21 protein-coding genes, 1 pseudogene and 1 riboswitch are annotated in these 25,161 nt (G+C 51.5%); of the genes and pseudogenes, 17 read left to right on the top strand and 5 right to left on the bottom strand.

The window, feature by feature from the left end:
- The first annotated feature begins 128 nt into the window (after positions 1-128).
- From leuA to thiQ, 8 genes and pseudogenes are all read left to right on the top strand, one after another.
- A complete protein-coding gene (leuA, locus tag HLG76_RS03515) occupies positions 129-1,691 on the top strand; it encodes a 2-isopropylmalate synthase (RefSeq protein WP_021023371.1) in 1,563 nt (520 codons plus the stop codon).
- Positions 1,692-1,693: 2 nt separating this feature from the next.
- Entirely contained in the window at positions 1,694-2,785 is a 1,092-nt protein-coding gene (gene leuB, locus HLG76_RS03520; protein WP_175993067.1) for a 3-isopropylmalate dehydrogenase, read from the top strand.
- Positions 2,786-2,809: 24 nt separating this feature from the next.
- On the top strand, positions 2,810-4,231 hold the full coding sequence (leuC, locus tag HLG76_RS03525; protein WP_077660508.1) for a 3-isopropylmalate dehydratase large subunit: 1,422 nt from the start codon (positions 2,810-2,812) through the stop codon (positions 4,229-4,231).
- A gap of 9 nt (positions 4,232-4,240) precedes the next feature.
- Positions 4,241-4,842 (top strand): annotated as a pseudogene (gene leuD / locus HLG76_RS03530) (3-isopropylmalate dehydratase small subunit).
- 144 nt (positions 4,843-4,986) lie between these two features.
- On the top strand, positions 4,987-5,778 hold the full coding sequence (locus HLG76_RS03535) for a DUF547 domain-containing protein (RefSeq protein ID WP_175993068.1): 792 nt from the start codon (positions 4,987-4,989) through the stop codon (positions 5,776-5,778).
- Between the two features lie 38 nt (positions 5,779-5,816).
- A riboswitch (TPP riboswitch) is annotated at positions 5,817-5,918 on the top strand.
- A 52-nt stretch (positions 5,919-5,970) separates the two neighbouring features.
- Positions 5,971-6,957: a thiamine ABC transporter substrate binding subunit gene (gene thiB, locus HLG76_RS03540; protein WP_077460038.1), complete on the top strand. Its 987-nt coding sequence runs from the start codon at positions 5,971-5,973 to the stop codon at positions 6,955-6,957.
- 5 nt (positions 6,958-6,962) lie between these two features.
- Positions 6,963-8,552 carry a thiamine/thiamine pyrophosphate ABC transporter permease gene (thiP, locus tag HLG76_RS03545; RefSeq protein ID WP_175993069.1) on the top strand — a complete coding sequence of 530 codons (1,590 nt, stop codon included), beginning with the start codon at positions 6,963-6,965 and terminating at the stop codon, positions 8,550-8,552.
- The gene (gene thiQ, locus HLG76_RS03550) at positions 8,546-9,244 is read left to right on the top strand and encodes a thiamine ABC transporter ATP-binding protein (RefSeq protein ID WP_021023364.1); all 699 of its coding nucleotides are present in this window, start codon (positions 8,546-8,548) and stop codon (positions 9,242-9,244) included. The genes thiP and thiQ overlap by 7 nt, the downstream gene beginning before the upstream one ends.
- Positions 9,245-9,282: 38 nt before the next feature.
- On the opposite strand, the gene HLG76_RS03555 is transcribed toward thiQ, so the two are convergent.
- Positions 9,283-10,656, bottom strand: a complete 1,374-nt coding sequence (locus HLG76_RS03555; RefSeq protein WP_021023363.1) for a PhoH family protein — start codon at positions 10,654-10,656, stop codon at positions 9,283-9,285.
- Between the two features lie 315 nt (positions 10,657-10,971).
- On the opposite strand from HLG76_RS03555, the gene rapA reads away from it, so the two are divergent.
- The 3 genes from rapA to HLG76_RS03570 all read left to right on the top strand — a co-directional run bounded on the left by rapA (position 10,972) and on the right by HLG76_RS03570 (position 15,699).
- Positions 10,972-13,881, top strand: a complete 2,910-nt coding sequence (gene rapA / locus HLG76_RS03560; RefSeq protein ID WP_175993070.1) for an RNA polymerase-associated protein RapA — start codon at positions 10,972-10,974, stop codon at positions 13,879-13,881.
- A gap of 45 nt (positions 13,882-13,926) precedes the next feature.
- Entirely contained in the window at positions 13,927-14,649 is a 723-nt protein-coding gene (rluA, locus tag HLG76_RS03565) for a bifunctional tRNA pseudouridine(32) synthase/23S rRNA pseudouridine(746) synthase RluA (RefSeq protein WP_175993071.1), read from the top strand.
- A gap of 69 nt (positions 14,650-14,718) precedes the next feature.
- Entirely contained in the window at positions 14,719-15,699 is a 981-nt protein-coding gene (locus HLG76_RS03570) for a D-2-hydroxyacid dehydrogenase (RefSeq protein WP_077678511.1), read from the top strand.
- A gap of 33 nt (positions 15,700-15,732) precedes the next feature.
- Here HLG76_RS03570 and djlA read toward each other — a convergent pair whose 3' ends face one another.
- On the bottom strand, positions 15,733-16,554 hold the full coding sequence (djlA, locus tag HLG76_RS03575) for a co-chaperone DjlA (protein WP_021023359.1): 822 nt from the start codon (positions 16,552-16,554) through the stop codon (positions 15,733-15,735).
- A gap of 154 nt (positions 16,555-16,708) precedes the next feature.
- Here djlA and lptD point away from each other — a divergent pair, with 154 nt between their 5' ends.
- Genes lptD through apaH form a run of 6 tightly spaced genes read left to right on the top strand, consistent with a single transcriptional unit; the run spans position 16,709 to position 23,392 of the window.
- Positions 16,709-19,033 carry an LPS assembly protein LptD gene (lptD, locus tag HLG76_RS03580; protein ID WP_175993072.1) on the top strand — a complete coding sequence of 775 codons (2,325 nt, stop codon included), beginning with the start codon at positions 16,709-16,711 and terminating at the stop codon, positions 19,031-19,033.
- A gap of 53 nt (positions 19,034-19,086) precedes the next feature.
- Positions 19,087-20,382: a peptidylprolyl isomerase SurA gene (gene surA / locus HLG76_RS03585; protein WP_175993073.1), complete on the top strand. Its 1,296-nt coding sequence runs from the start codon at positions 19,087-19,089 to the stop codon at positions 20,380-20,382.
- Positions 20,369-21,358, top strand: coding sequence for a 4-hydroxythreonine-4-phosphate dehydrogenase PdxA (gene pdxA / locus HLG76_RS03590; protein ID WP_368656338.1), 990 nt, complete (start codon positions 20,369-20,371; stop codon positions 21,356-21,358). The genes surA and pdxA overlap by 14 nt, the downstream gene beginning before the upstream one ends.
- Positions 21,355-22,161, top strand: coding sequence for a 16S rRNA (adenine(1518)-N(6)/adenine(1519)-N(6))-dimethyltransferase RsmA (gene rsmA / locus HLG76_RS03595; protein ID WP_021023354.1), 807 nt, complete (start codon positions 21,355-21,357; stop codon positions 22,159-22,161). The genes pdxA and rsmA overlap by 4 nt, the downstream gene beginning before the upstream one ends.
- Before the next feature lie 14 nt (positions 22,162-22,175).
- Positions 22,176-22,559: a Co2+/Mg2+ efflux protein ApaG gene (apaG, locus tag HLG76_RS03600; RefSeq protein ID WP_021023353.1), complete on the top strand. Its 384-nt coding sequence runs from the start codon at positions 22,176-22,178 to the stop codon at positions 22,557-22,559.
- A 17-nt stretch (positions 22,560-22,576) separates the two neighbouring features.
- A complete protein-coding gene (gene apaH / locus HLG76_RS03605) occupies positions 22,577-23,392 on the top strand; it encodes a bis(5'-nucleosyl)-tetraphosphatase (symmetrical) ApaH (protein WP_175993075.1) in 816 nt (271 codons plus the stop codon).
- 8 nt (positions 23,393-23,400) lie between these two features.
- On the opposite strand, the gene folA is transcribed toward apaH, so the two are convergent.
- The 3 genes from folA to HLG76_RS03620 are packed head-to-tail and all read right to left on the bottom strand — an operon-like array spanning position 23,401 to position 25,142.
- Entirely contained in the window at positions 23,401-23,883 is a 483-nt protein-coding gene (gene folA, locus HLG76_RS03610; protein WP_175993076.1) for a type 3 dihydrofolate reductase, read from the bottom strand.
- An 18-nt stretch (positions 23,884-23,901) separates the two neighbouring features.
- Positions 23,902-24,366 (bottom strand): threonine/serine exporter family protein, encoded by a 465-nt coding sequence (locus HLG76_RS03615; RefSeq protein ID WP_021023350.1) that lies wholly within the window; start codon positions 24,364-24,366, stop codon positions 23,902-23,904.
- Complete coding sequence (locus HLG76_RS03620; protein ID WP_368656340.1) at positions 24,363-25,142, bottom strand: threonine/serine exporter family protein; 780 nt, start codon at positions 25,140-25,142, stop codon at positions 24,363-24,365. Before HLG76_RS03620 ends, HLG76_RS03615 begins: the two co-directional genes overlap by 4 nt.
- Between the last annotated feature and the right edge of the window lie 19 nt (positions 25,143-25,161).

Here is a 25,161-nt window from a genome sequence, read left to right on the forward strand (position 1 = left end):
CAGTGAATGCCAAATCTCAAAAACCCGCGCCAGACGCGGGTTTTTTTGTATCTAATGTCGCCAAAATAAAACATATCGCCAATTAAAGAGCCATGACGGCGGCCAGCAAACACAACAGGGAGTTACTCATGAGCGAGAACAGCCAAGTCATTCTGTTTGACACCACATTACGTGACGGCGAGCAGGCGTTGTCGGCAAGCTTAACGGTCAAAGAGAAACTGCAAATCGCGCAAGCTTTGGATCGTTTGAAAATAGACATCATTGAAGCTGGCTTTCCTGTGTCCTCTCCGGGCGACTTTGAGTCCGTACGTACCATTGCTCAGCATATGCAGCATGCCCGTGTCTGTGCTTTGTCTCGCGCTGTTCCTAAAGACATTGATGTGGCAGCGGAATCGCTCAAAGCCGCCGATGCTTTTCGTATCCACACCTTTTTGTCCACCTCTACCATTCATGTCAAAGACAAGCTTCGCCGCAGCTACGATGACGTAGTAGAAATGGGCGTGCGTGCGGTCAAACATGCGCGCCAGTATACGGATGATGTGGAGTTTTCCTGCGAAGATGCCGGACGCACCCCGATTGATAATTTATGCCGCATGGTCGAAGCGGCAATTGATGCTGGCGCCACCACGGTCAATATCCCAGATACAGTCGGCTATACGGTCCCCAGTGAGTTTGGCGATATCATTGCCAACCTGTTCAACCGCGTACCCAATATCGACAAAGCGGTGATTTCTGTTCATTGCCATGATGACTTGGGGATGTCGGTCGCCAACTCTATTGCCGCTGTACAGGCCGGCGCCCGCCAAGTCGAAGGCACGATTAATGGCATCGGCGAGCGCGCCGGTAACTGTGCGCTGGAAGAAATTGCAATGATCTTAAAAACCCGCGCTGACTTGTTAGGCGTGGAGACAGGCTTAAACCATACTGAAATCGCCCGCACCAGTAAGCTGGTTAGCCAACTTTGCAACATGCCAATCCAGCCCAACAAAGCCGTGGTCGGTACCAATGCCTTTAGCCACTCTTCTGGCATTCACCAAGATGGCATGCTGAAAAACAAAAATACCTACGAAATCATGACGCCAGAGTCGATTGGATTGGGTAAAAAATCATTGAATCTCACCAGTCGCTCCGGCCGCGCGGCGGTGAAAAGCCATATGGATAACCTTGGCTACAACGAACAAGACTATGATTTGGAGACCTTGTATCAATCATTCTTGCAATTAGCAGATCGTAAAGGTCAGGTGTTCGATTACGACTTAGAAGCTTTAATGTTCTTCAACAACCTCAAAGAAGAGGACGATTTTTATAAGCTCAATTATTTAGGCGTGCAATCGGGCAGCTTAATGGCGACCACCAGCATCAAGTTGCAATGTGGCGATGAAGAAAAACGCGAAGCGGCGATTGGAAACGGTCCCGTCGACGCCTTGTACCAGTGCATATATCGGATCACCGGCTATGACATTGAGCTGGATAAATTCGATCTTACCGCCAAAGGAGAAGGGGAAGATGGCCTCGGCCAAGCCGATATCATTGCCAACTACAAAGGCCGTAAATATCACGGCACCGGGGTATCAACCGATATTATCGAGGCCTCCGGCGAAGCTTTATTAAACGTGATCAATGCTATTTATCGCGCCAACAAAATTGCGCAGATTAAGGAACAATCCCATTTAAAACAGGAGACAGTATAACCATGGCTAGCGCACACCAAATTGCAATTTTACCCGGCGACGGTATCGGCCCCGAAGTGATGGCGCAAGCCGAAAAAGTGCTTGATGCGGTTAGCGAGCGATTCGCTGTCACCTTTGAGCGTCAGCATTATCCGGTTGGCGGTGCTGCAATCGACGCCCATGGCTCGCCGCTGCCCGCACACACCTTGGCTGGCTGTGAAAAAGCCGATGCGATTTTATTCGGCTCAGTCGGCGGCCCTAAATGGGAGCATTTACCCGCGACCGAACAACCGGAGCGCGGTGCTTTACTGCCGCTACGCAAGCACTTTGGTCTGTTTTGTAATTTGCGTCCGGCACAAATCCATACTGGTCTCGAAAGCTTTTGTCCGCTGCGCGCCGATATTGCCGACCAAGGTTTTAATATCGTGGTGGTACGAGAGCTGACCGGCGGGATTTATTTTGGTGAGCCCAAAGGGCGCGAAGGCGAAGGGTGCGAGGAAAAGGCGTTTGATACGGAAGTCTATCATCGCTATGAAATTGAGCGCATCGCACACATCGCCTTTCAATCCGCCCAGCTTCGCCACAAACAAGTGTGCTCAATCGACAAAGCCAATGTGCTACAAAGCTCGATGCTGTGGCGCGAGGTGGTAGAAGCGGTGGCAAAAGATTATCCGGATGTCAGCTTAAGCCATATGTATATCGACAACGCCACCATGCAGCTGATTAAAGACCCGTCGCAATTTGATGTGATGCTGTGTTCAAATATTTTCGGCGACATCATCTCCGATGAGTGCGCGATGATCACAGGCTCTATGGGCATGCTGCCCTCAGCCAGTTTGAACGCGAGTAAATTTGGCTTGTATGAGCCAGCCGGTGGCTCCGCGCCCGATATCGCCGGGCAAAACATTGCTAATCCAGTGGCGCAAATTTTATCGGCGGCACTTATGCTGCGTTACTCGTTGGGCGAAGAAAACGCGGCCTGTGCAATTGAACACGCAGTGAGCCAAGCGCTGGCAGCCGGTGAACTGACGGCCGATCTGGCCGGTAACCATCCAGCACTGAGCACCGAGCAGATGGGCGATCGTATCGCCGCCTATATCCGCCAAGGCGCATAATCATTACCCGTAAGGATACGAGCTATGTCGAATGCAAACACCCAGCAAGGCGCCAAGACCTTGTACGAAAAAATTCACCAGTCTCACGTGGTCACTGAGCAACCAGGCGAAGCGCCGCTGCTGTATATCGACCGTCACTTGGTGCATGAGGTGACCTCGCCACAAGCGTTTGACGGCCTGAGAGAGAAAGGCCGTCCGGTGCGCCAAGTGAGCAAAACCTTCGCCACCATGGATCACAATGTTTCCACCGAAACCAAAGATATTAACGCGTCAGGGGAAATGGCGCGCATCCAAATGGAAACCTTGGCTAAAAACTGCGAAGAATTTGGCGTCACCCTGTACGACTTGAATCACCCCTACCAAGGCATTGTCCATGTGATGGGGCCCGAGTTAGGGATTACTTTGCCTGGCAATACCATCGTCTGTGGTGATTCTCATACGGCAACTCACGGTGCTTTTGGTGCACTGGCCTTTGGTATTGGTACCTCCGAAGTCGAACACGTACTGGCCACCCAAACGCTCAAGCAATCCCGCGCCCGCACCATGAAAATTGAAGTCACGGGCAAAACCGCCCCCGGGATCACCGCCAAAGACATTGTCCTAGCGATTATCGGCCAAGTCGGTCATGCCGGCGGCACCGGACACGTGGTGGAATTTTGCGGTGACGCCATTACCGACTTGTCCATGGAAGGGCGAATGACGGTCTGCAACATGGCGATCGAATTGGGCGCAAAAGCGGGCCTGATCGCCCCCGATGAGACCACATTTGCCTATTTAAAAGACAAGAAATTTGCCCCTAAAGGTGAACAATGGCAGCAAGCGGTCGATTTTTGGCAAACCTTGCACTCGGATGCCGATGCGCAATTTGATCGTGTCGTGACACTCGATGGCAGTCAAATTCATCATCAGGTCACCTGGGGGACCAACCCCGGCCAAGTGGTTAGTGTGCACGATAGCGTGCCGGCCCCTGAGCACATGGCAGATCCGATCGCGCGCCACTCAGCGGAACGCGCGCTGAAATACATGGGGCTAACCGCAGGCCAAGCCATAACAGATATCCAAATTGATAAAGTCTTTATTGGTTCATGTACCAACTCTCGAATTGAGGACATGCGCGCAGCCGCGGCGGTCGCCAAAGGTCGGCACGTCGCAGATAGCGTCCATGCCATGGTGGTGCCAGGCTCAGAGCAAGTGCGTGCCCAAGCAGAGCAAGAAGGGCTGGATGTGATTTTCCGCGAGGCGGGCTTTGAGTGGCGCTTACCCGGCTGCTCAATGTGCTTGGCGATGAACAACGATCGCTTAGGCCCCAAAGAGCGCTGTGCATCGACCAGCAACCGTAACTTTGAAGGCCGCCAAGGCCGTGAAGGCCGTACCCACTTGGTCAGCCCAGCCATGGCCGCTGCCGCCGCCATTGCCGGTCACTTTGTTGACGTTAACCAATTATAAGGAGGCCTTATGTCAGGCATACACACTCATACCGGCATTGTTGCCCCATTGGATGCGGCAAACGTCGACACCGATGCGATCATCCCCAAACAGTTTTTGCAAAAGTCACCCGCACCGGATTCGGCCAGCACCTGTTTCACGATTGGCGCTTTTTAGACGATGCGGGCAAACAGCCGAACCCCGAGTTTGTGCTCAATCAAGTGCGCTACCAAGGGGCGAGCGTGTTACTCACCCGCGAAAACTTTGGCTGTGGCTCGTCACGCGAACATGCTCCTTGGGCGCTGGATGATTACGGTTTTAAAGTGATTATCGCCCCCAGTTTTGCCGATATTTTCTATGGCAACTGCATTAATAACCAAATGGTGCCGGTGACCCTTGAAGAAGGCCAAATCGATGCTTTATTTACGTATGTGGCGGAAAATGAAGGCGCGACGGTAACGCTAGATTTGCCCGCCCAAACCATCCGTGCCGGTGAACACTGCTTTAGCTTCCAGATGGATGATTTTCGCCGTCATTGCTTACTCGAAGGTTTGGATAGTATCGGGCTGACGTTACAGCACGAAGCGGAAATTTCGCGCTTTGAGCAGCAAATACCTGATTTTTTGGTGTAAGACCATCCACTCATCTCTCGCCAATAAGTGCCGATTATTCCGCATTTATTGGCGTTCCTTGCCATTTTTCTATCCTCAATGAAACCAACCGCTGACTCGCTTGGTCTAGTCTCAAAGAAGGTTTGATCGCATTAAGGACTGACAATGCAAAAACATTTGATACTTCTATTTGGGCTAGTGTTTCCGCTCATCAGCCAAGCCGCGCCCAAAGCGGACTACTGGGCAATGTGGGATGCACACAATCCTGACAGCCAAGCCACCTTCACGCATCACAGTTGGCAAGTATTACTCGATAAGTATTTACAGCCTCAGGGGCAGCACACCTTATTTAACTACGCAGCCGTCACCGAGGCCGATAGAGCGACCCTCGATCATTACATTGGCATGCTTACCGAGCGCGATCCGCGCACTCTGAGCAAAGACGAACAATACGCGTATTGGGTTAATCTCTACAACTCAGTCACCGTAAAGCTAATTTTGGACGCCTATCCAGTCAGCTCTATCACCAAACTCGGTGGACTCTTTAGCTTTGGTCCGTGGGATGATGACGTAGTGACGGTGGCGGGCGAATCCCTCACGCTCAATGATATCGAACACCGTATTTTGCGTCCGCTGTGGCAAGATCCGCGTACCCACTATGCGGTCAATTGTGCCAGCCTTGGCTGCCCTAACCTGCAACCGCAAGCCTTTCAAGCCGACACCTTGGATACGCAATTAGAACAAGCCGCCTACACCTTTATTAATAGTGATAAAGGCGTGAGTCAGCACGGTAATCAGTGGCAGCTTTCTTCTATCTATGAGTGGTTTGAGACTGACTTTGGCGGCAGTGAACAAGGGGTGATCACCCATATCAATCAATATAGAGACATCAAGCTTCCCAAGGATGCACGCTTGGATTATGACTACGACTGGACGCTTAACCAAATCGCGGACTAAAAGGCTTGGTAAACACTAAGCCAATCAGTACAATCGCACCGTACTCATTGGGGAGCCTTATGGCTGAGATTGCGCGCGGCGCTAAACCCATCGAACCTGATCCAGCTAACACTGGCGTAGGGATTGAGACTTGATGTTGCCATCAACTTGCCTCAACACCCACGCCCAACTTAGGAGCGTGCTGTGAAAGTTATTACCTCTGTTCTCACTCTGGTTTCTTTATCGCTGTTATCACTCAGCGCCCGTGCCGCCGACCCTCTAACGGTCTATACCTATGATTCTTTTATCGCCGATTGGGGCGCAGGGCCAAAAATCAAAGCCGAATTTGAAAAACGCTGTGACTGCCAATTAGAGTTTGTGTCTCTTAGTGACGGTGCTGCTCTGCTTAATCGCTTACGTATCGAAGGCAATACTACCAAGGCTGATATTGTACTCGGTATGGATACTAACTTGATGAAAGAAGCTGAGCGTAGCGGCATTGTCGCCGAGCACGCGGTGAATACGGAGCGCCTACAGGTACCCGGCGGTTGGGATAATCCCTACTTTATCCCCTACGATTACGGCTACTTTGCCTTTGTGTATGACACCACGCGTTTGCTCGACCCACCCAAAAGCTTGAAGGCTTTGATTGAGGAGCGTGACGATATCAGTGTGATTTACCAAGATCCACGCGTGTCAACAGTTGGCCAAGGCTTGATGCTGTGGATCCAAAAAGTATACGGCGATCAAAGCCAGCAGGCATGGCGCGATCTTGCCGACAACACCATTACCGTGACCAAAGGCTGGACCGAAGCGTACAACATGTTCCTCAACAAAGAGGCAGATATGGTGCTTTCATACACCTCTTCGCCCGCCTACCACCTGGTCGCTGACGATGATGACCGCTTTGCCGCCGCCATGTTTGAAGAAGGCCACTATATGCAAATTGAAGTGGCGGCGAAGTCTGCTTATACCGACCAACCAGAACGCGCCGATGCGTTTCTACAATTTATGCTCAGTGACGCAGCACAGTCTGTGATCCCAACCACGCAGTGGATGTATCCGGTCACCGATGTTAGCTTGCCTGACGCCTTCTATACACTGAACAAACCAGAAGAGAGCCTGTTGTACCAGCCCGATGAAGTGATGGGTAACCGTCAGCAATGGGTGCGCGATTGGCAAACCGCTTTGGTTGAATAACGTCGATGCTCAACCCTTCTCGAACCTGGCCGGGCAGTCTCGCGGCCAGCTTGGTCGTGTTATTAATTGGCAGCGCACTCTGGGCGCTGTTCTTACACAGTCAAGACTTGAAGCTGTCCGCCCTGTGGCAAGATGCCTATCTGCGCCATGTCACGCTGTTTAGCTTTAAGCAGGCTACCTTATCTGTGGTGCTCAGCGTTGGGCTCGCCATTCCTGTGGCCCATGCGCTGGCTCGGCGACAATTTCCAGGGAAAGCTTGGCTACTCAAACTGTTTGCCATGACCCTGGTGCTGCCGGTATTGGTGGGCGTGTTTGGATTGGTTGCCATCTACGGCCGCAGCGGTTGGATTGCACAAGCCTTCGCGCAATTTGATGCGGCGATGCCATTTTCTCTCTATGGCTTAAGCGGCATTTTGCTTGCGCATGTTTTCTTTAACCTGCCTTTTTCGGCCCAATTGATGGTGCAGGCCTTGGAAGGGATCCCGGCGGATCAAAGGCGCCTGGCAACCCAGCTTGGTCTAAGAGGCTGGCAACGTTTTCGCCACCTTGAATGGCCTTATCTGCGGCAAAGTCTACCCCATGTCGTCGGACTGGTATTCATGTTGTGTTTCACCAGCTTCGCCACCGTGATGGCATTAGGCGGTGGCCCCAAAGCGACCACCATTGAATTGGCTATCTATCAAGCCATTCATTTTGATTTTGACTTACAAACCGGTGCCGCTCTGGCGCTGTGGCAAATGCTCTTGTGCGGCACCTTTGCTTTTATTGTGCAAACACTGACTCGGCCGATTGCCAACACCCCCAGCGAAGTGCAACCGCTTCCATCGGCACTCGATAGTCGCACGGCGAAGTGTTGGGACAGTCTCTGGATTGCGCTGACTTTATTGTTGGTTCTACCACCTCTCGGAGTTGTGATCGCGCGTGGCCTTAACCCTAGCGCGTTAATTGTGCTGAGCGACACGGCATTATGGCAAGCCACCATGCATTCACTGCTTATCGCTACCGGAGCAACCGTCTTGGCCTTCGTGTTGGCCACCTCTGTCATCTTAGCCAGTCGTCATTGGCGCTTGAACGGGCGTAAGAAACAAGCGAATGGCATTGAAACGTTAGGGGCGATGATTTTAGTGGTACCCAGTATTGTCCTCAGTACCGGGCTTTTTTTACTGTTTCGCCAGTTTAGCGATGTATTCAGCTTGGCGCTGTGGTTGGTGATGGCCGTGAACGCCCTAATGGCGTTGCCCTATTTAATAAAAGTACTGAGCGCGCCCTCCTATCAACTTGCCCAGTCCTATCACAATCTTTGCGCTACCTTGGGGCTAAAAGGTGTCAACCGTCTACATCTTATCGAATGGCAGTGTTTACGCGCCCCGATCGCGCGCGGCGTGGCGGTGAGTTTTGTGTTATCGATGGGCGATCTTAGTGCGATCGCACTTTTTGGTAGCCAAAATTTTCAAACCCTGCCGCTCTATTTGTTTCGCTTGATGGGGAGCTACCAAATGGACGCAGGCGCTGCCGCTGCCATGCTATTACTGCTTACCAGTTTGGGTTGCTACGCCCTAATCACTCGTCTGATCCAATGGAGACACGCATGCTGACGCTTTCCAATGTCCACTATCGTTACCAGCAAGATTGGATGATCTTTGATGCCCAAATAGCCCCTGGAGAGATTGTGGCTGTGCTCGGGCCCAGCGGTGCAGGCAAAAGCACCTTATTATCACTGATTGCTGGGCTGATCGCGCCAGATAGTGGCGAGATCACCATTGATGGCAAGCCCGTCACCACGACACCCGCTCACCAGCGGCCACTGTCTATTTTGTTTCAAGAGCACAACGTATTTACCCATTTGTCAGTATTCGACAACATGGCGATTGGCTTGTCTCCCTCGCTTAAACTCACGGCCACACAGCAAGAGGCCGTGCGCCATGCCGCACACGCGGTAGGGTTGACCGATTATTTATCTCGTCTACCCAGCCAACTATCGGGCGGCCAACGCCAACGCATCGCCTTGGGGAGAAGCATCGCACGCAACCAGCCTTTATTACTGCTCGATGAACCCTTTTCGGCACTTGATCCGGCGCTAAAACAAGACATGTTAGCCTTGGTCAAACGTACCGCTCAAGAACAAGGCACGACGGTGGTAATGGTCACTCACCATCCAGACGATGCACAAGCGATCGCCAATCAATTTATCTATCTCGATAATGGCCGAATCCAGCTTCACGATCCGGTTGATACGCTCAAGACACCGCCAGCCATCATGCGTGATTATATCGGTGTCACGGCGTAACCCTATCAGTGGCGGCATAGAGGCCGCCACCTTGATGGTTAAAGGTTCTCTTCGGCAAACTCAGCCAGCCGGCTTCGCACCACACCATTGAGGTACACGCACGCACTGCCTTCAAAGTTTTTAAACCGCTCAACAATGTAAGTCAGTCCGGATGTTACAGGTGTCAAATAGGAAGAGTCGATTTGCGCTAAGTTCCCCGAGCACACTAACTTAGTCCCCTCCCCACAACGGGTGATAATGGTTTTAAGCTGAGAGGCGGTCAGGTTTTGGCACTCATCCAAAATCACAAACGCGTTTTGAATCGAGCGCCCGCGCATAAAGTTAATCGATTTAAACTGCAGATTCGCTTTTTCCATAATGTAGCGCATCGAACCGTCGGTGCATTCATCATTCATGTGTAACGCTTCGAGGGTATCGGTCACTGCGCCGAGCCATGGCAGCATTTTCTCTTCTTCTGTCCCGGGGAGAAAACCAATCGACTCGCCAATATCTGGCGTATTACGAGTAACGATAATCTTATCGTACATGCCCTTTTCTACCACTAACTCTAATGCCGCAGCCATGGCTAAAATCGTTTTCCCACAGCCTGCAGGCCCTGTCAGAATGGTTAAATCAATCGTGGGATCAAGCAACGCATCCATTGCCATGCCTTGATAGATATTTTTCGGTTTAACATCCCAAGCAGCACGGTGCATTAATCGCTCTCGACTGAGATCTTTGATGATCGCTTTATCACCATCAATGGCTTGCACTCGTGCGGCGAAGTCGTCACTTTCATCCAATAAGTACTGATTCACAAAAGGCGTTTCTAATAGCTCAGCCGGTAATGTGTGGCGTGTTTCGGAGCCATAGGCCTGGCTGTCGCATTGCCCCACTTTATCCCAAAAACTGCCCGCACATTGATGGAAGCCTTTGGTGAGCAACCGAACATCATCAATCAGTTGGTCGGTACGGTAATCCTCGACATACATCACCCCCGCCCCTTTGGCACGCAGGCGCATATTGATATCTTTGGTCACCAGCACGACTTTGCGCGGTGAGCGTTTGGTTTGAAGGTATAACACCGCATTTAAAATGCGATTATCGCCCGCTTTATCGGCAAAGGCATGGACCGTTTCTTTAATCTCAAAATCAGCCAGAATGGAGACGGTACCCGTCGCATCGCCTTTACCAACCACAATACCCTCGCCAATTTCATCGGGTGTGGCTTCTTTAAAGATATCTTCCAAGGCACGAATCGCCACACGGGCATCCCGAGAGACATCACGCTTGCTATCTTTAATACGGTCAAGCTCTTCGAGGACGGTCATAGGAATCACGACATCGTGTTCTTGGAAGGAATAGATGGCGAAAGGTTCGTGGAGGAGAATGTTAGTGTCTAATACAAACAGCTTCCGGTCGGCGTCGCCCATAGGCACCTCCTGTGTCGGCAATTCACTGTCGATGACAGCGCTTAAAGTAAGCATAGACCTGGCCGTTGCGCATCGCCCAACTTGTTTGATTGTGCCAGTTCACGTTTTCATCTTTGCCGCGCGTTGATGACGTTTGTATGTCAAGACGATCTTTGCCGCGATTGATGGAGTTTCATCGTGACCCTCCTCACAAGTTCGAGTACTATTGGCGACCAATTTTTTCAGTGCCACACTGAATAACACACTATTTAATCGGGTTGCGTTTGCGCGGCACCGAGTCTTTCGACAATCGAGTTAATTCAGAGGTTTTCCCTTATGTCATTTGCGCTTGGACAACGTTGGATCAGTGATACGGAGCATGATCTTGGACTGGGCACTGTGGTGTCCGTTGATGGCCGTACCGTGACCCTAATGTTTCCTGCTAGTGATGAAACACGGCTGTACGCCAGCCATGATGCGCCCGTGACTCGGGTGATGTTCAACCCCGGCGATGAGGTAGAAAGTCACGAGGGCTGGACCATGACCGTCTCGCGCGTTGAAGAAAACGACGGGGTGTTGACCTATTACGGCTATCGCGAAGACACCGAGGAAGACGAAGTCCCGCTGCGCGAAATCTTACTCAGCCATCAGATCCGCTTTAACAAGCCGCAAGACAAACTCTTTGCCGGTCAACTCGACCGCATGGATCGTTTTGCGTTGCGTTATCGGGCGTTAACCAATCAGCATCAGCAGTTGCGTAGCCCTCTACGGGGGTTGACGGGGATGCGTGCTGGATTAATTCCTCACCAACTTTACATTGCCCATGAGGTGGGTCGTCGTCACGCACCGCGGGTTTTGCTCGCGGATGAAGTCGGCTTAGGGAAAACCATTGAAGCGGGCATGATCATTCACCAGCAAGTGCTTGCAGGCCAAGCCGAGCGGGTACTGATCGTGGTTCCAGAAACCTTGCAGCATCAGTGGTTGGTCGAGATGATGCGCCGCTTTAACCTGCACTTCTCTATTTTTGACGAAGAGCGCTGTGTCGAGGCCTTTGCTGACTCACCCAACCCATTTGATACCCAGCAACTGGTGTTATGTTCACTGGAGTTTTTACGCAAAAACCGGCGTCGCGTCGAGCAAGTCTGTGACACCCATTGGGACTTATTGGTAGTGGACGAAGCACACCATTTAACCTGGACACCAACGGCACCGAGCCGTGAATATCAGATTATCGAAAGCATTGCTGAGCATACCCCTGGGGTGTTGTTACTCACCGCGACCCCTGAGCAGTTAGGTCAGCAAAGTCATTTTGCGCGTTTACGCCTGCTCGACCCTGATCGTTTTTATGATTATGACGCCTTTGTTGAAGAAGCCGAACAATATGCCCCTGTCGCCGAGGCGGTTGAAGCGCTACTTGCCGATGCCCCGTTAAGTGATAATGCCCAACGTAGCATTCGGGCGCTATTGCAAAGTGACGAGCTTGATGAACGCTTCAGCGCCATTGATAGCGATGATGATGCAACCAAGCACACCGCTCGCCAACAGCTGATTGATGATTTAATGGATCGCCACGGTACCGGGCGCGTTTTGTTCCGTAACACGCGGGCTGCCATCAGTGGCTTCCCTAGCCGGCATCTGCACATGCACCCTATGGCGTTACCGAGCCAGTATCAAACTGCCATGCGGGTGGCGGGCATGATGGGAGGCACAAGCTCGAGCGAACAAAAAGCGGTACAAAATCTTTATCCTGAAGATATTTATCAGCAGTTTGAGGGCGATAGTGCCAGCTGGTGGGGCTTTGACCCACGTATCGATTGGTTGCTGGATTATTTAAAAACCCACCGTCGCGACAAAGTACTGATCATTTGCTCACGCGCGCAAACCGCACTGACGCTTGAGCAGGCCTTGCGCGAGCGTGAGGGGATCCGTGGCACCGTGTTCCATGAAGGCATGTCGATTGTTGAGCGTGATAAAGCGGCAGCGTACTTTGCCCAAGAGGAAGGCGGGGCTCAAGTCTTGATTTGCTCTGAAATTGGCTCAGAAGGCCGGAACTTCCAGTTTGCCCATCAGCTGGTGATGTTCGACTTACCGATGAACCCCGACTTGCTCGAGCAGCGCATTGGTCGCCTTGATCGTATTGGTCAGCGTCAAGATATTGCCATTCACGTTCCTTACCTTGAAGGCACAGCGCAAACCATTTTAGCGCGTTGGTATCACGAAGGGCTTGATGCCTTTGAGGATACCTGCCCAACCGGCCGTGCGGTGTTTGAGCAGTATGGCGAGACATTGTTAACCCTGTTAGCCAATAATCAACATGATGATGCGCTAAATACGCTCATTCACGATAGCGCCGCCATGAATCAACGCCTTAAAGCAGAAATGGAGCAAGGCCGCGATAAACTGCTCGAGATGCACTCACACGGCGGGGAGGCTGCCAAGCAGCTGGCGCAAACCATCGCCGATCAAGATGGCGATACGGGCCTTGTCACCTTCACGCTCGGTCTGTTTGATACCATCGGCGTTAATCAAGATGACAAAGGTGAAAACGCCATCGTGGTCAAGCCGTCGGAGCAGATGATGGTGCCCAGTTACCCTGGCCTACCAACGGATGGGTGCACACTGACCTTCGACCGCGATACGGCACTCAGTCGCGAAGATGTGCAGTTTGTCTCTTGGGAGCACCCGATCGTGCGTGGCGGTATCGACTTATTGCTGAGCGAAAACATCGGCACCACCGCGGTCTCTTTGCTCAAAAACAAAGCGCTGCCTGTGGGAACCCTGTTTGTTGAACTGATTTACACCATTGATGCACAAGCCCCTAAATCGTCGGGTATTCATCGCTTTTTACCGCAAACGCCGGTGCGGTTGCTTTTGGATGCGAACGGCAATGATCTCTCAGCCAACGTTGAGTTTGAATCGTTTCATCGCCAGCTCAGCCCGGTGAATCGTCATTTAGGCAGTAAAATGGTCAACTCGGTTCAAGCCCAAGTCCACCAGCTGATTGAGAAAAGCGAACCGCTGGCCCAAAAAGCCTTGTCTGAGATTCAAACGGCCGCCCACCAAGAGATGGACAGCGAGCTGAATCAGGCCTTAGCACGGCTCGATGCACTGAAAACGGTTAACCCCAATATTCGTGATGATGAGCTCGACGCACTACGGGATCAGATCAGTACCTTGTCGCATCATATTCAACACGCACAAGTCGATTTAGACGCCCTGCGTTTGATTGTGGTCAGCCACCAATAATCACCCTTTGAACGAAGGCGGAGCCAGCCGGCCCCGAACCCTTATATGGCAATCATTGAGTATCATCCTCCCTCTACACCTTGGCTCGATATCTTGTATCAAGATGCCGATCTGGTGGTAATTAATAAACCCAGTGGATTATTGGCTAACCCTGGCCGTAATCCTGCGCATTACGACAGTGCGTGGTCACGGGTTAAAGCCGAATTCCCGGACGCAGAGCTGGTCCATCGTTTAGATATGTCGACCTCTGGCGTCATGGCGTTTGCCGCGCACAAAGCCGCTGAGCGACACCTTAAAGCGCAATTTCGCGAGCGCGTGCCCACCAAGTTGTATTACGCCGAAGTGTGGGGGCACCCTATACACGACGAGGGAAATGTCGATCTGCCCTTGATTTGCGACTGGCCCAATCGCCCCAGACAGAAGGTCTGTTTTGAACACGGCAAGCCCTCGCAAACGCACTACCGCTGTTTGCATCAGCATGCACAGACAAGCTTAATGGCATTGTATCCTCTCACCGGCCGCTCTCATCAGCTCCGTGTGCATATGCAGGCCCTTGGGCATGGGATTGTCGGCGATGAGTTTTATGCGCTGCCAGAAGCTTTTGAGTATGCCTCTCGCCTTCATTTGCATGCCGCAGAATTAAGCATTTTGCATCCTGTCACTGAAACGCCGATGCACTTTCAAGCGCCCTGCGCATTTTATCCGCAGATGCCGGATAATCGACTAGCGAGTGAGTATCAGCTTGCGCCTGCTAACCTCACAGGCTGACCATTAAGGTTTGCAGAAAAGCTACTAATCTCACATTCTAGGGCCATGCATTGAGACACGGAGATCAACATGGCTCATCACACCCCCATCAAGGTGGTTTTTCTCGATAGAGACACCATTCCTGCTCACATTACGCTGCCAACGCTTCATCACCCCCATCATTGGCAATCCTACCCTGCCACCGCTCCCGGTGACGTGATCGATCGCCTGCAACATGCCGATGTGGCAATCACCAATAAAGTCGTGATCAATGAAGCAATACTGACTGCACTTCCCAAGCTAAAACTGATCGCGGTCGCGGCAACCGGGGTCAACAATGTCGATTTAGCGGCTTGTCAGGCACACGGCGTACAAGTCTGCAACGTACAAGGGTATGCCACCCAATCCGTGCCCGAGCATGTCATGGCTCTGATTTATGCCTTGAAACGTCAGCTGATGGGTTATCATGCCGATGTGCGTCAAGGTGAATGGCAAAAACGGGGCCAGTTTTGCTTTTTTACTCACCCGATAGGCAGTGTCGCTGGCAGTTCCTTAGGGATTATTGGCAAAGGCGCACTAGGAGAAGCGGTCGGGCAATTGGCCCAGGCCGTTGGCATGAAAGTCATGTTTGCCGAGCATCAAGGGGCGAGCCATTGCCGGCCAGGCTATCAGCCCTTTGAACAGGTGATTCAACAGGCTGATGTGCTGTCGCTGCATTGCCCGTTAACCGACAAAACCCGACATCTGATTAATCAAGATGTGTTGGCCAAGATGCCACAGCATGCCATTTTGATTAATACTGGGCGCGGCGATCTCGTGGATGAACATGCCCTGTTATATGCGTTAAAACGCGACCAAATTGGTGGTGCTGGCTTGGATGTACTCAGTCAAGAGCCCGCCCCCGACGCACATCCGTTAGTTGCAGCATCATTACCCAACCTTATTGTCACCCCGCATATTGCTTGGGGCGCTGACGAAGCCGTTCACACTCTGGCACAACAGCTGATCGCCAACATTGATGGGTTCTTTCGTGGTGCACCACAACACACCCTGATTGATGCGCTTGATTGATGATCGCGACGATTAATCAACCTAACGAGCCCGCTATATATCGCGGGCTTTTTTCACTACGTCGTACGCTTTTTGGATTTCTTGCGCTTTTTCTTTCGCCATCTCCATCATTTCTGGCGGCAAACCTTTCGCCATCAATTTATCGGGGTGATGCTCATTCATCAGTTTCCGATACGCTTTTTTCACCTCCTGAGAGGAAGCAGAAGCGTCAACACCTAATACATCATAAGCATCGTCGATTTCATTCTGCTGCGGCGGCGCACCGGGGCCATCGGATTGATGCTGCCAGCCGCCTTGATAGCCTTGGCTAAAGCGAAACGCAGCTTCTTGCATTCGCAGACGCTGTTCCAGTTGCTGTGGCGAAAAGCCCAGCTTTTCGGCAATTACATACAAAAGTTCACGCTCTTTAGGATGGATCTCACCATCGGCAAACGCAGCTTGTATCTGCATTTCCAAAAAGACACGCGATAAGTCACGTTGCCCCTGGCTTAAGGCACGAATACCGTTGAGGGTTTCATCCAGCGGAAAGTCACTGTCTTTTCCCTCGCGAAACGCCTGCTGGGCCAATTGCCTGGCTTCACCTTGCAACTGCATGCGATCCATCAATAAGCTGGCGAGCTGAATTTCTTGTTGCGTCACCTGCCCTTTAGCTTTCGCCATATGTCCCATCACGGCAAAGGTGCCATGGAAAAAAACACGTTGTGCTTGTGGCCCTTGGCCACCCAAACCGCCGAAACGCGCGCGCTGTTTCGCTTTATCAAACTGATGACCTAAGAAAAGGCCAAGAAGAAAACCGATTGGGCCTCCCAACAATGTGCCGAGAATTGCCCCAATTACCTTGCCATTTAGTCGCATGCCATGGTCTCATTGCTAGTTTCACACCCTGCACATTTAAAGGTGATGCCGGGCGCAAATTGATTTATGATAATCGCATTTTGCAGCCAAAGCATACTGATGCGTTGCCTTCGTGTACACCACGCAATCAGATAAAACAGGAATGTCTTCTTCAATGTCACCGACTGCACGTAGCTTTTTAGCCACCATGATCAGCTTGGCGCTCTACGGCCCAGCCCTTGTGTTTGCCAACACAGACCCAGCGACTCAGCCTTGCTCTGACAAGGAGGCCCAGTGCGTTCCGGCCAGCGAGCAGACACAGGATGTGAATAACGCGCCCATTCGTGTGGTCGCAGATCGTGCTGAGGCGCAGACCAACGACAAAGCCATCTATAGTGGCAATGTCGAAGTCACGCAAGGCCACCGAAAGATGACGGCCGATACCGCAACCTTACGCGATCCAGAGCGGATCGTTACGGCACAAGGAGATGTGGTATTCAATGATGGCCAGATGATGGTGACATCAGATTATCTACAAGCCAATCTCGAAAGCGAAGACACCACGCTGAATAATGCCCAGTATAAGATGCTATGTACCCCAGGACGGGGCGAGGCGAAACGGGTGTTTAAAAACGGCACCACCTTCTACGAGCTTGAGGATGGCACCTATACCACGTGTCCAGATGAAGATAAAAGCTGGCGGTTTTCTGCCTCAAAAATTGAGAAAGAAGACAGCAGCTTATTTGCTGATCTTTATCACCCTAGATTTGAGGTAATGGACGTCCCGATCTTTTATCTGCCTTATTTGCGTGTACCGGTAGAAGAAGGTCGGCTGACAGGCTTTTTATATCCGTCGCTTACTTGGAGTGATCGTGATGGCATCGAGATGGAAACGCCGTTTTATTGGAATATCCATCCGCAACTGGATGCCACACTCACGCCCAAATATATGTCTGAGCGAGGCGTTCAATTAAAGACCAACATTCGCTACCTTACACCAATAGGAAGCGGGTCGCTTTACTCTGAATACCTGCCTGACGATCAACTCAACCCCGAGCTCGATTCACGTTGGGGGTTCAACTGGCAACATAGCGGTGTACAAGGTCACTGGCGCTACGAAGCAGATTACAGCAAAGTCAGTGATGTCGCTTACTTTCAGAGCCTGGACTCTAATGTGGGCAAACGAGAAGACAACACGCTACTCCAAACGGGCGAAATCAGTTATCGCGGTTTAGATTGGAACAGTACAGTTCGTGTTCGCGACTTCCAAGCGCTAACAGAAGGCACCAGTGTCTATCGCTTGATGCCACAAGTGGATCTTAACTACTACGCGCCACAAGTCACGGATTGGCTCGATATTAGTGTGCCTGCGCAATTTAGTGTATTTGCTAACGATGATCCCAATAAACCCGAAGCCACCCGGACACATTTAGCCCCGACCCTAACGCTGCCATATACCCGCCCTTGGTTTAATGCCACGGCGGAAGCCAGCATGCTGTATACGCACTATGATCAGCGCTTTGATAGCGCCATCCAGGATGCAGAATCTAATGCGGAGCTGAGTCATTCAGTCGAGCGAAAAATCCCCACTCTGCGCCTGCACTCTGGCGTTGTCCTAGAGCGTAACTTCTGGGCCATGGGCGGTCATTTCAGCCAAACTATCGAGCCGCAAGTCCAATATTTGTATATTAAAGATGTGGATCAAGACGGTATCTATAACCCGGTCAACTTTAGTGGCGGCGGTTATGATACCGCACGCTTGCAAACCGACTACTACGGTCTATTTCGCGGTAATCAATTCAGTAGCATTGATTACATTAATCCGGCTAACCAACTCACCTACGGCGCGACGACCCGCTTTTATGATGGCGGATATAAAGAGCGTCTGAATTTGTCCTTTGGGCAAATTTACTACTTTGACCAACCGTCTAACCAAGATGCAGAAACCTTTGATTATTCGTCTTGGGCGTTAGAAGGGGAAGCCAACATTGATGACAACTTGTTTGTCCGCGCATCGATGCAATATGACAGCAACTTACGCGAAATGCAGTTTGGTAACGCGATTGCTGAATATCGCCGCGGCCAGTTTTATGCACAAACCAGTTATCGCTACGTCGCACAAGAATATATTGTCTCGACGCTGCCAAACCGAGACATCAGCCGGCTCACCGATGATGGCCTCTCACAAGCTGGCGTCGTCACAGGGTTTCCTCTCGGCGGCGGGCTAAGTTTTACAGGCCAATACTGGCGCGACCTTACCCAAGATGTCATGTTGGAAAACCAAGTTAGCCTCACCTATCGCTCAGACTGTTGGGTCGTCGGGTTAAGTTACAACGAGTACTTAATGTCGCGCGCTGATATTAACGCCGATCCGGTTTACGACAACAATGTTACCTTGTCATTCAGCTTACTCGGATTGGGAGCTGACAGTGGCTTTAACTTTAACACTGACTCAGGTAACGCTCTGGGTTATCGTGATCCCTTTGCATTAAAGAACTAACACGCCTTATTGTGGTCTGGACTGTTGAACCTATGAAAAAAAGTGGACAAAGCATGAACAAATGGAGTCACGCCCTCATCACTGGCGTTTTAGTGTTGCTGACCCCCTTAACCCAAGCAGCACCTCAAGAGCTAGATCGCGTCATCGCCGTTGTGAATGATGGTGTGGTGCTGAACAGTGAAATGACGGCCATGCGCCAAACGGTCACCCGTAATGCGGCCAACGGAGATCGTGAATTACCGCCTCAAGACGTTCTTGAAGAGCAGATGCGCGAGCGACTCATTGTTGAAGAACTACAGCTACAGGAAGCAAAGCGGCTAGGCATCCAAATTGACGACAGCCAGTTACAACAAGCGATCAAAAATATTGCTAAAGAGCAATCGGTCAGTGTGAATGCTCTGCGCGACAAAATGGCAGAGCAAGGGATCGCATGGGATCAATATCGCGAGCAAGTTCGCCGAGAGCTCACGATTTCAGAAGCGCGCAATGCACAGGTACGCCGCCGTATTAGCATTTTGCCGCAAGAAGTTGAGACATTAGCCAGTCAGCTTAACGAACAGCAGATGCAAAAAGTGCGTTATAAGCTCTCTCACATCCAACTCAAATTGGATGATGATGCGGACAAAGCTGAACGTGACGCGGTGAAAAAGCAAGCGTATCGCTTAGTCGATACATTACGTCATGGCGGCAACGTGGCGGAGCTGGCGATGGAATATTCTAAGGGACCCAAAGCACTTGATGGCGGTGATTGGGGCTGGTTGCGCCTAGAAGAAATGCCAACGATTTTCGCCGACCAAATTACCAACCAAGGAAAAGACGCTATTATCGGGCCATTTCGCAGTGGTGTGGGTTTTCATATTTTGAAAATCGATGATGTGCAAGGTTTGGAAACGGTCGCCGTTACCGAAGTTAAAGCCCGCCATATTTTGATCAAACCCTCGATCGTACTCAGTGATAAAGGGGCGAAAAAAGAGCTCAATCAGCTGATTACACAAATCGAGCGTGGCGAACAAACCTTTGCCGACCTCGCCAAACAATACAGTGATGACCCGGGCTCTGCCGTTAACGGGGGAGACTTAGGCTGGTCAACCACAGAAGCTTATGTGCCCGCGTTTAAAGCCAAAGTCGATAGTTTGCCAAAAGGTCAAATTAGTGAGCCTTTTAAAACCGTACATGGCTGGCATGTGGTTGAAGTGACCGATCGTCGCGATGTCGATAAAACCGATGCGGCAGTTAAAAACCGTGCTTACCGTATGCTGTTTAACCGCAAATTTAATGAAGAAGCGCAAGCCTGGCTGCAAGAGCTGCGTGCGGGTGCCTATGTTGAGGTGATCAGTGATGACAGTTGAGCGTATCGCGATCACCCCTGGCGAGCCGGCGGGCATTGGTCCGGATTTGGTCTTAGCAATGGCCCTGCTCTCTTGGCCACATCAGCTGGTAGCCATCGCCAATAAACAGATGCTGGCAGCGCGAGCCGAAGCGCTCAATCTCGCCGTGAGTTTGCGGGACTATGACCCATCAGCACGGTCTCGCCCTCATCAAGCAGGGGAGCTGGTCGTTGCAGATATCCCGATGGGCGCAGATGTTGTGCCAGGCCAGTTAGATGAGGCCAATGGTCGCTATGTGCTCGACACGCTGACTCGTGCGGCAGAAGGCAATATGACCGGCGAATTTGCAGCGGTTGTCACCGGGCCTGTCCATAAAGGGATCATTAATCGCGCCGGCGTTTCCTTCAGCGGTCATACTGAGTTTTTTGCCCAACACGCCAACGTCAACCAAGTGGTGATGATGCTGGCCACCGAAGGCTTACGTGTCGCGCTGGTGACGACGCACATCCCACTCGCCTATGTGGCTAAAGCCATTACTCGTGAGCGCTTGCATGACGTCATTGCGATTTTGCATCAAGACTTACAACAAAAATTCGCCATTAAGCAACCGCGCATTTATATCTGCGGTCTCAATCCGCACGCGGGAGAGGACGGCTGCTTGGGTCGAGAAGAAATCGACATCATTGAGCCAGCGCTTGATGAGTTACGCCAACAAGGCATGGATATTATTGGCCCACTGCCCGCCGACACCCTTTTTCAGGATAAATATTTGCAAGACGCCGACGCTGTCTTAGCGATGTATCACGACCAGGGCTTACCTGTGTTAAAATTCAAAGGATTTGGACGCTCGGTGAATATCACCTTGGGCCTCCCATTTGTCAGAACATCAGTAGATCATGGTACCGCATTGGATTTAGCGGGTACCGGTACGGCGGATACAGGAAGCCTGCGGACGGCCATCTCCCACGCCATTGAATTAGTAGATAGCAAAGCATGAGCGATAAAGTCCATCAAGGCCACCGTGCCAGAAAACGTTTCGGACAAAACTTCCTAAACGACCCGTATGTCATCGACGGTATTGTCGCGGCAATCAATCCTTTATCTGGTGAAAACCTGGTAGAGATTGGCCCGGGTTTAGGCGCATTGACCGAACCGGTGACCGAACAAGTCGATCACCTCAACGTGGTCGAACTCGACCGCGATCTTGCCGCGCGCCTGCGAAGCCATCCATTTATGGGACCAAAGCTGACGGTTCATGAAGCCGATGCCATGGCGTTTGATTTTGCTGAGCTGGCAAAGCAGGGGCCTCTGCGCATTTTCGGTAACTTACCGTACAATGTCTCCACCCCATTGATGTTTCATCTCTTTTCCTTTGCTGACCACGTACAGGATATGCATTTCATGCTACAAAAAGAGGTGGTAAAACGTTTGGCCGCAGGCCCAGGCACTAAAGCCTATGGCCGCCTCACGGTCATGGCACAATACTACTGTAAAGTGGTGCCCGTGCTGGAAGTACCGCCAAGCGCCTTTAAGCCAGCGCCCAAGGTTGATTCTGCGGTCGTTCGCCTCGTCCCACATAAAACCTTACCGCATCCAGTCACTAATTTGTCGTGGTTGGAACGTGTTTGTCGTGAAGGCTTTAATCAACGCCGCAAAACTATCCGGAACGGTTTCAAATCGCTGGTCGATGTTGACACCTTAACCGAGCTCGGAATCGATCCCAGTTTACGTCCAGAGAACATGACACTGGCGCAATTCTCTAGCCTCGCAAATTGGTTAGATGCCAATCACTCATCATAAACAGGAGTCTTGACTTGCAAGCCACTGAACCCGCGCAATTCGAGGTCCACGTCGCCACTCAATACGTGGAAGACCAATCGGAACCAGACCATGAACGCTTTGTCTTTTCCTACACGGTTACGATTAAAAATGTAGGAGATGCCCCCGCACAGTTGATGCGAAGAAAGTGGCTGATCACTGACGCTAATGGCAAGGAGTTGGAAATCGAAGGTGAGGGTGTTGTCGGCGAGCAACCTAAGATTGCCGCAGGCGAAAAGTATACCTATACCAGTGGTACCATCATTGAAACGCCTGTTGGGGTGATGCAAGGGTTTTATACCATGCAAGATCAAGATGCGCAGTCTTTTAAGGTCAATATTGCACCTTTCCGTCTCGCGCTCCCCAACATTCTTCACTAACTCCTCCAAGGAGGCATATGGCTACCTATCTTGTCGGGGACATCCACGGCTGCGATAAAGCGCTACATGCTTTATTGGCTGAAGCTGACTTTTCGCCGGCCCGAGATACGCTTTACTCGGTCGGCGATCTCGTCGCACGCGGTCCCGATTCCCTCGCAGTTTTACGGTATTTTTATCAGCTTGGTGAATCCGCAAAGTTGGTATTGGGCAATCATGATCTCCATTTGCTGGCGGTCGCCAATGGGATTAAACCCGTCAAAGCAAAAGATAAAACGCAACCTATCTTTGATGCACCAGACGCAGACAGACTATTAAACTGGCTGGCTCAACAGCCGCTAATACGCGATGTACCCGCAACAGACGGCGGGTTTCTGCTGACCCATGCCGGCATCAGTCCGCAGTGGGATAAATCGACTGCCGTCGCCTGCGCCCGTGAGGTGGAAGCGATTCTGCGGAGTGAAGACCAAGTTTGGTTATTGGAGAATATGTACCATGACAGCCCTGATCAATGGGATGCTACGCTGACCGGGATAGCACGTTATCGCTATATTATTAATAGCTTCACGCGGATGCGTTTTTGTTCCCCTGACGGGCGTTTGGATATGCAGTGCAAACTCCCCCCAGATCAAGCCTTAGGCAGTGGCTTAGTACCATGGTTCGAGGTACCTAATCGCCAACGGCTTGAGCAAGCCGTAGTCTTTGGTCACTGGGCGGCATTGAATGGCACTATTCAGCCCAAACTTTATGGGCTAGATACCGGCTGTGTCTGGGGAGGAAAATTGACGCTCCTGCGTTGGGAAGACAAAGCCTGCTTTACCGTTCCCGCCGAATAGACAAAAGGTTAAGCGCGGTCCCAAACCGTAAAGGTAAGAGGGTGCGCATTTTTTTCATCCACGGGATGCGTGCCGACCTCGGTTTTTGACCATCCGGTTCCCCATTCTGGAAAACGGGTATCACCGTCAACGTCTAAATCGATAAAGGTGAGATACAAACGATCAGCCTGATGTAAAAACGCCTGATAAATAGTACCGCCGCCAATCACCATCACTTCTTCATAGCCAGCCACCACTTCAAGCGCTTGCTCGGGAGAGCGCACCACAGTCACGCCCTCGGGCGCAAAGTCCGCATCACCACTGACCACCACATTGACACGCTTAGGCAGCGGGCGTCCAATCGACTCAAAGGTTTTACGTCCCATCACCACAGGGTGGCCCAGTGTTGTACGCTTAAACCACGCTAAATCAGCGGGCAAGTGCCAAGGCATTTGATTGTCTTTTCCGATCACGCGGTCGTTTGCCATTGCGGCCACTAAACTAATTCGCATTGCGCTCGCCTTCCTCGATTAGATCACTGGTCGGCGACGATAAAACAATAGCCCAGGCATCGCAAGACCAATTGCCAACGCGGAGAGAATAAAGCCAGCGCTGAGTAAGTTTTCAATCAAACTGGCCCATAGCGCCGGGCTGTAACCTTGGTTATTAATCGTCACTAGTGCGATCATGGCCTTAAACGCGTATACCCCTGGAATCATGGGAATAATTGCAGCGACGGTAAAAACCTTCGGGTGAGCCAGGAAGCGCTGAGACCAATACACGCCCAGAAAACCAATCGTGGTCGCACCGGCCAGTGTCGCCCACTCAATCGCCACCCCCGACTCCATCAGAACAAAGCGTAAACCATGCCCAACCGCACCGCCATAAGCACAATACTTAAGCGCTTTCACCGGAACATTAAAGACTAACGCAAACCCCACGGCAGGGATCATCGCAAAGAACATGTCTTGCAATAACGCAACGAGTAAGCTCATAACCAGCCCCATGCATCCACCAAGTTCATCGCCCCCACAATCCCCAGTGCCGTGGCAAGGGTCAGTAATGACGCCATGGTCCAACGTGCGATCCCCATATCCACAAATCCTTTCATCATATCCGAGACGGCATTAATAAAGGGATACCCAGGGACCAGCATCAAGACAGATGATGCCATGATCAAAAAAGGCTCATTGCCCCATCCCATGATGGTCCCCGTGCTGGATAGGAGAGTGGTCACCATAGCGGTCACTGCAAAGGTCAAAAAAGGGTTAAAGTGACGATGAGCGATAAGTTGCCGAACCCGCATGCCGGTGGCAGAGGCGACAAAGGTCAGCGCAAACACCACGGCATCGCCGCCAGCTAACCGGCTAAAGGCGGCACATGACAAGCCTATCATCCCAACAACGAGCCAAGGAGGGTAACGGAATGGTTTGATACGGCTTAAGCGTTTGCGTACCGCTAACGCGTCGAGAAAGCCCTTCTCTGCTAAGATCACCGTCCGCTGTATATCTGTTACAACTTTCATGTTAATACCACGATCTGGGCTACGTCTTGCCGTGGTAATACAATGACCATGACTCAAGGTGGTCACCACCAACGAGCTGGCGGATAACGACAGCTCAACACTGTCTAACCCTAACGCACGACCGAGCCGGATACTTACATCACTGACAAGTTTGCTCTCCGCACCATGCTGTAATAGCCGTTGCCCAACTTCAATCACTAAACGTGATATCGCGCGTTGCTCTGGCTCAGTAAGTCGTTTTGTCACCCAAAATCCCTCTTCTCTC

Source organism: Salinivibrio sp. EAGSL, assembly GCF_013366455.1.
GTDB lineage: Bacteria > Pseudomonadota > Gammaproteobacteria > Enterobacterales > Vibrionaceae > Salinivibrio > Salinivibrio costicola.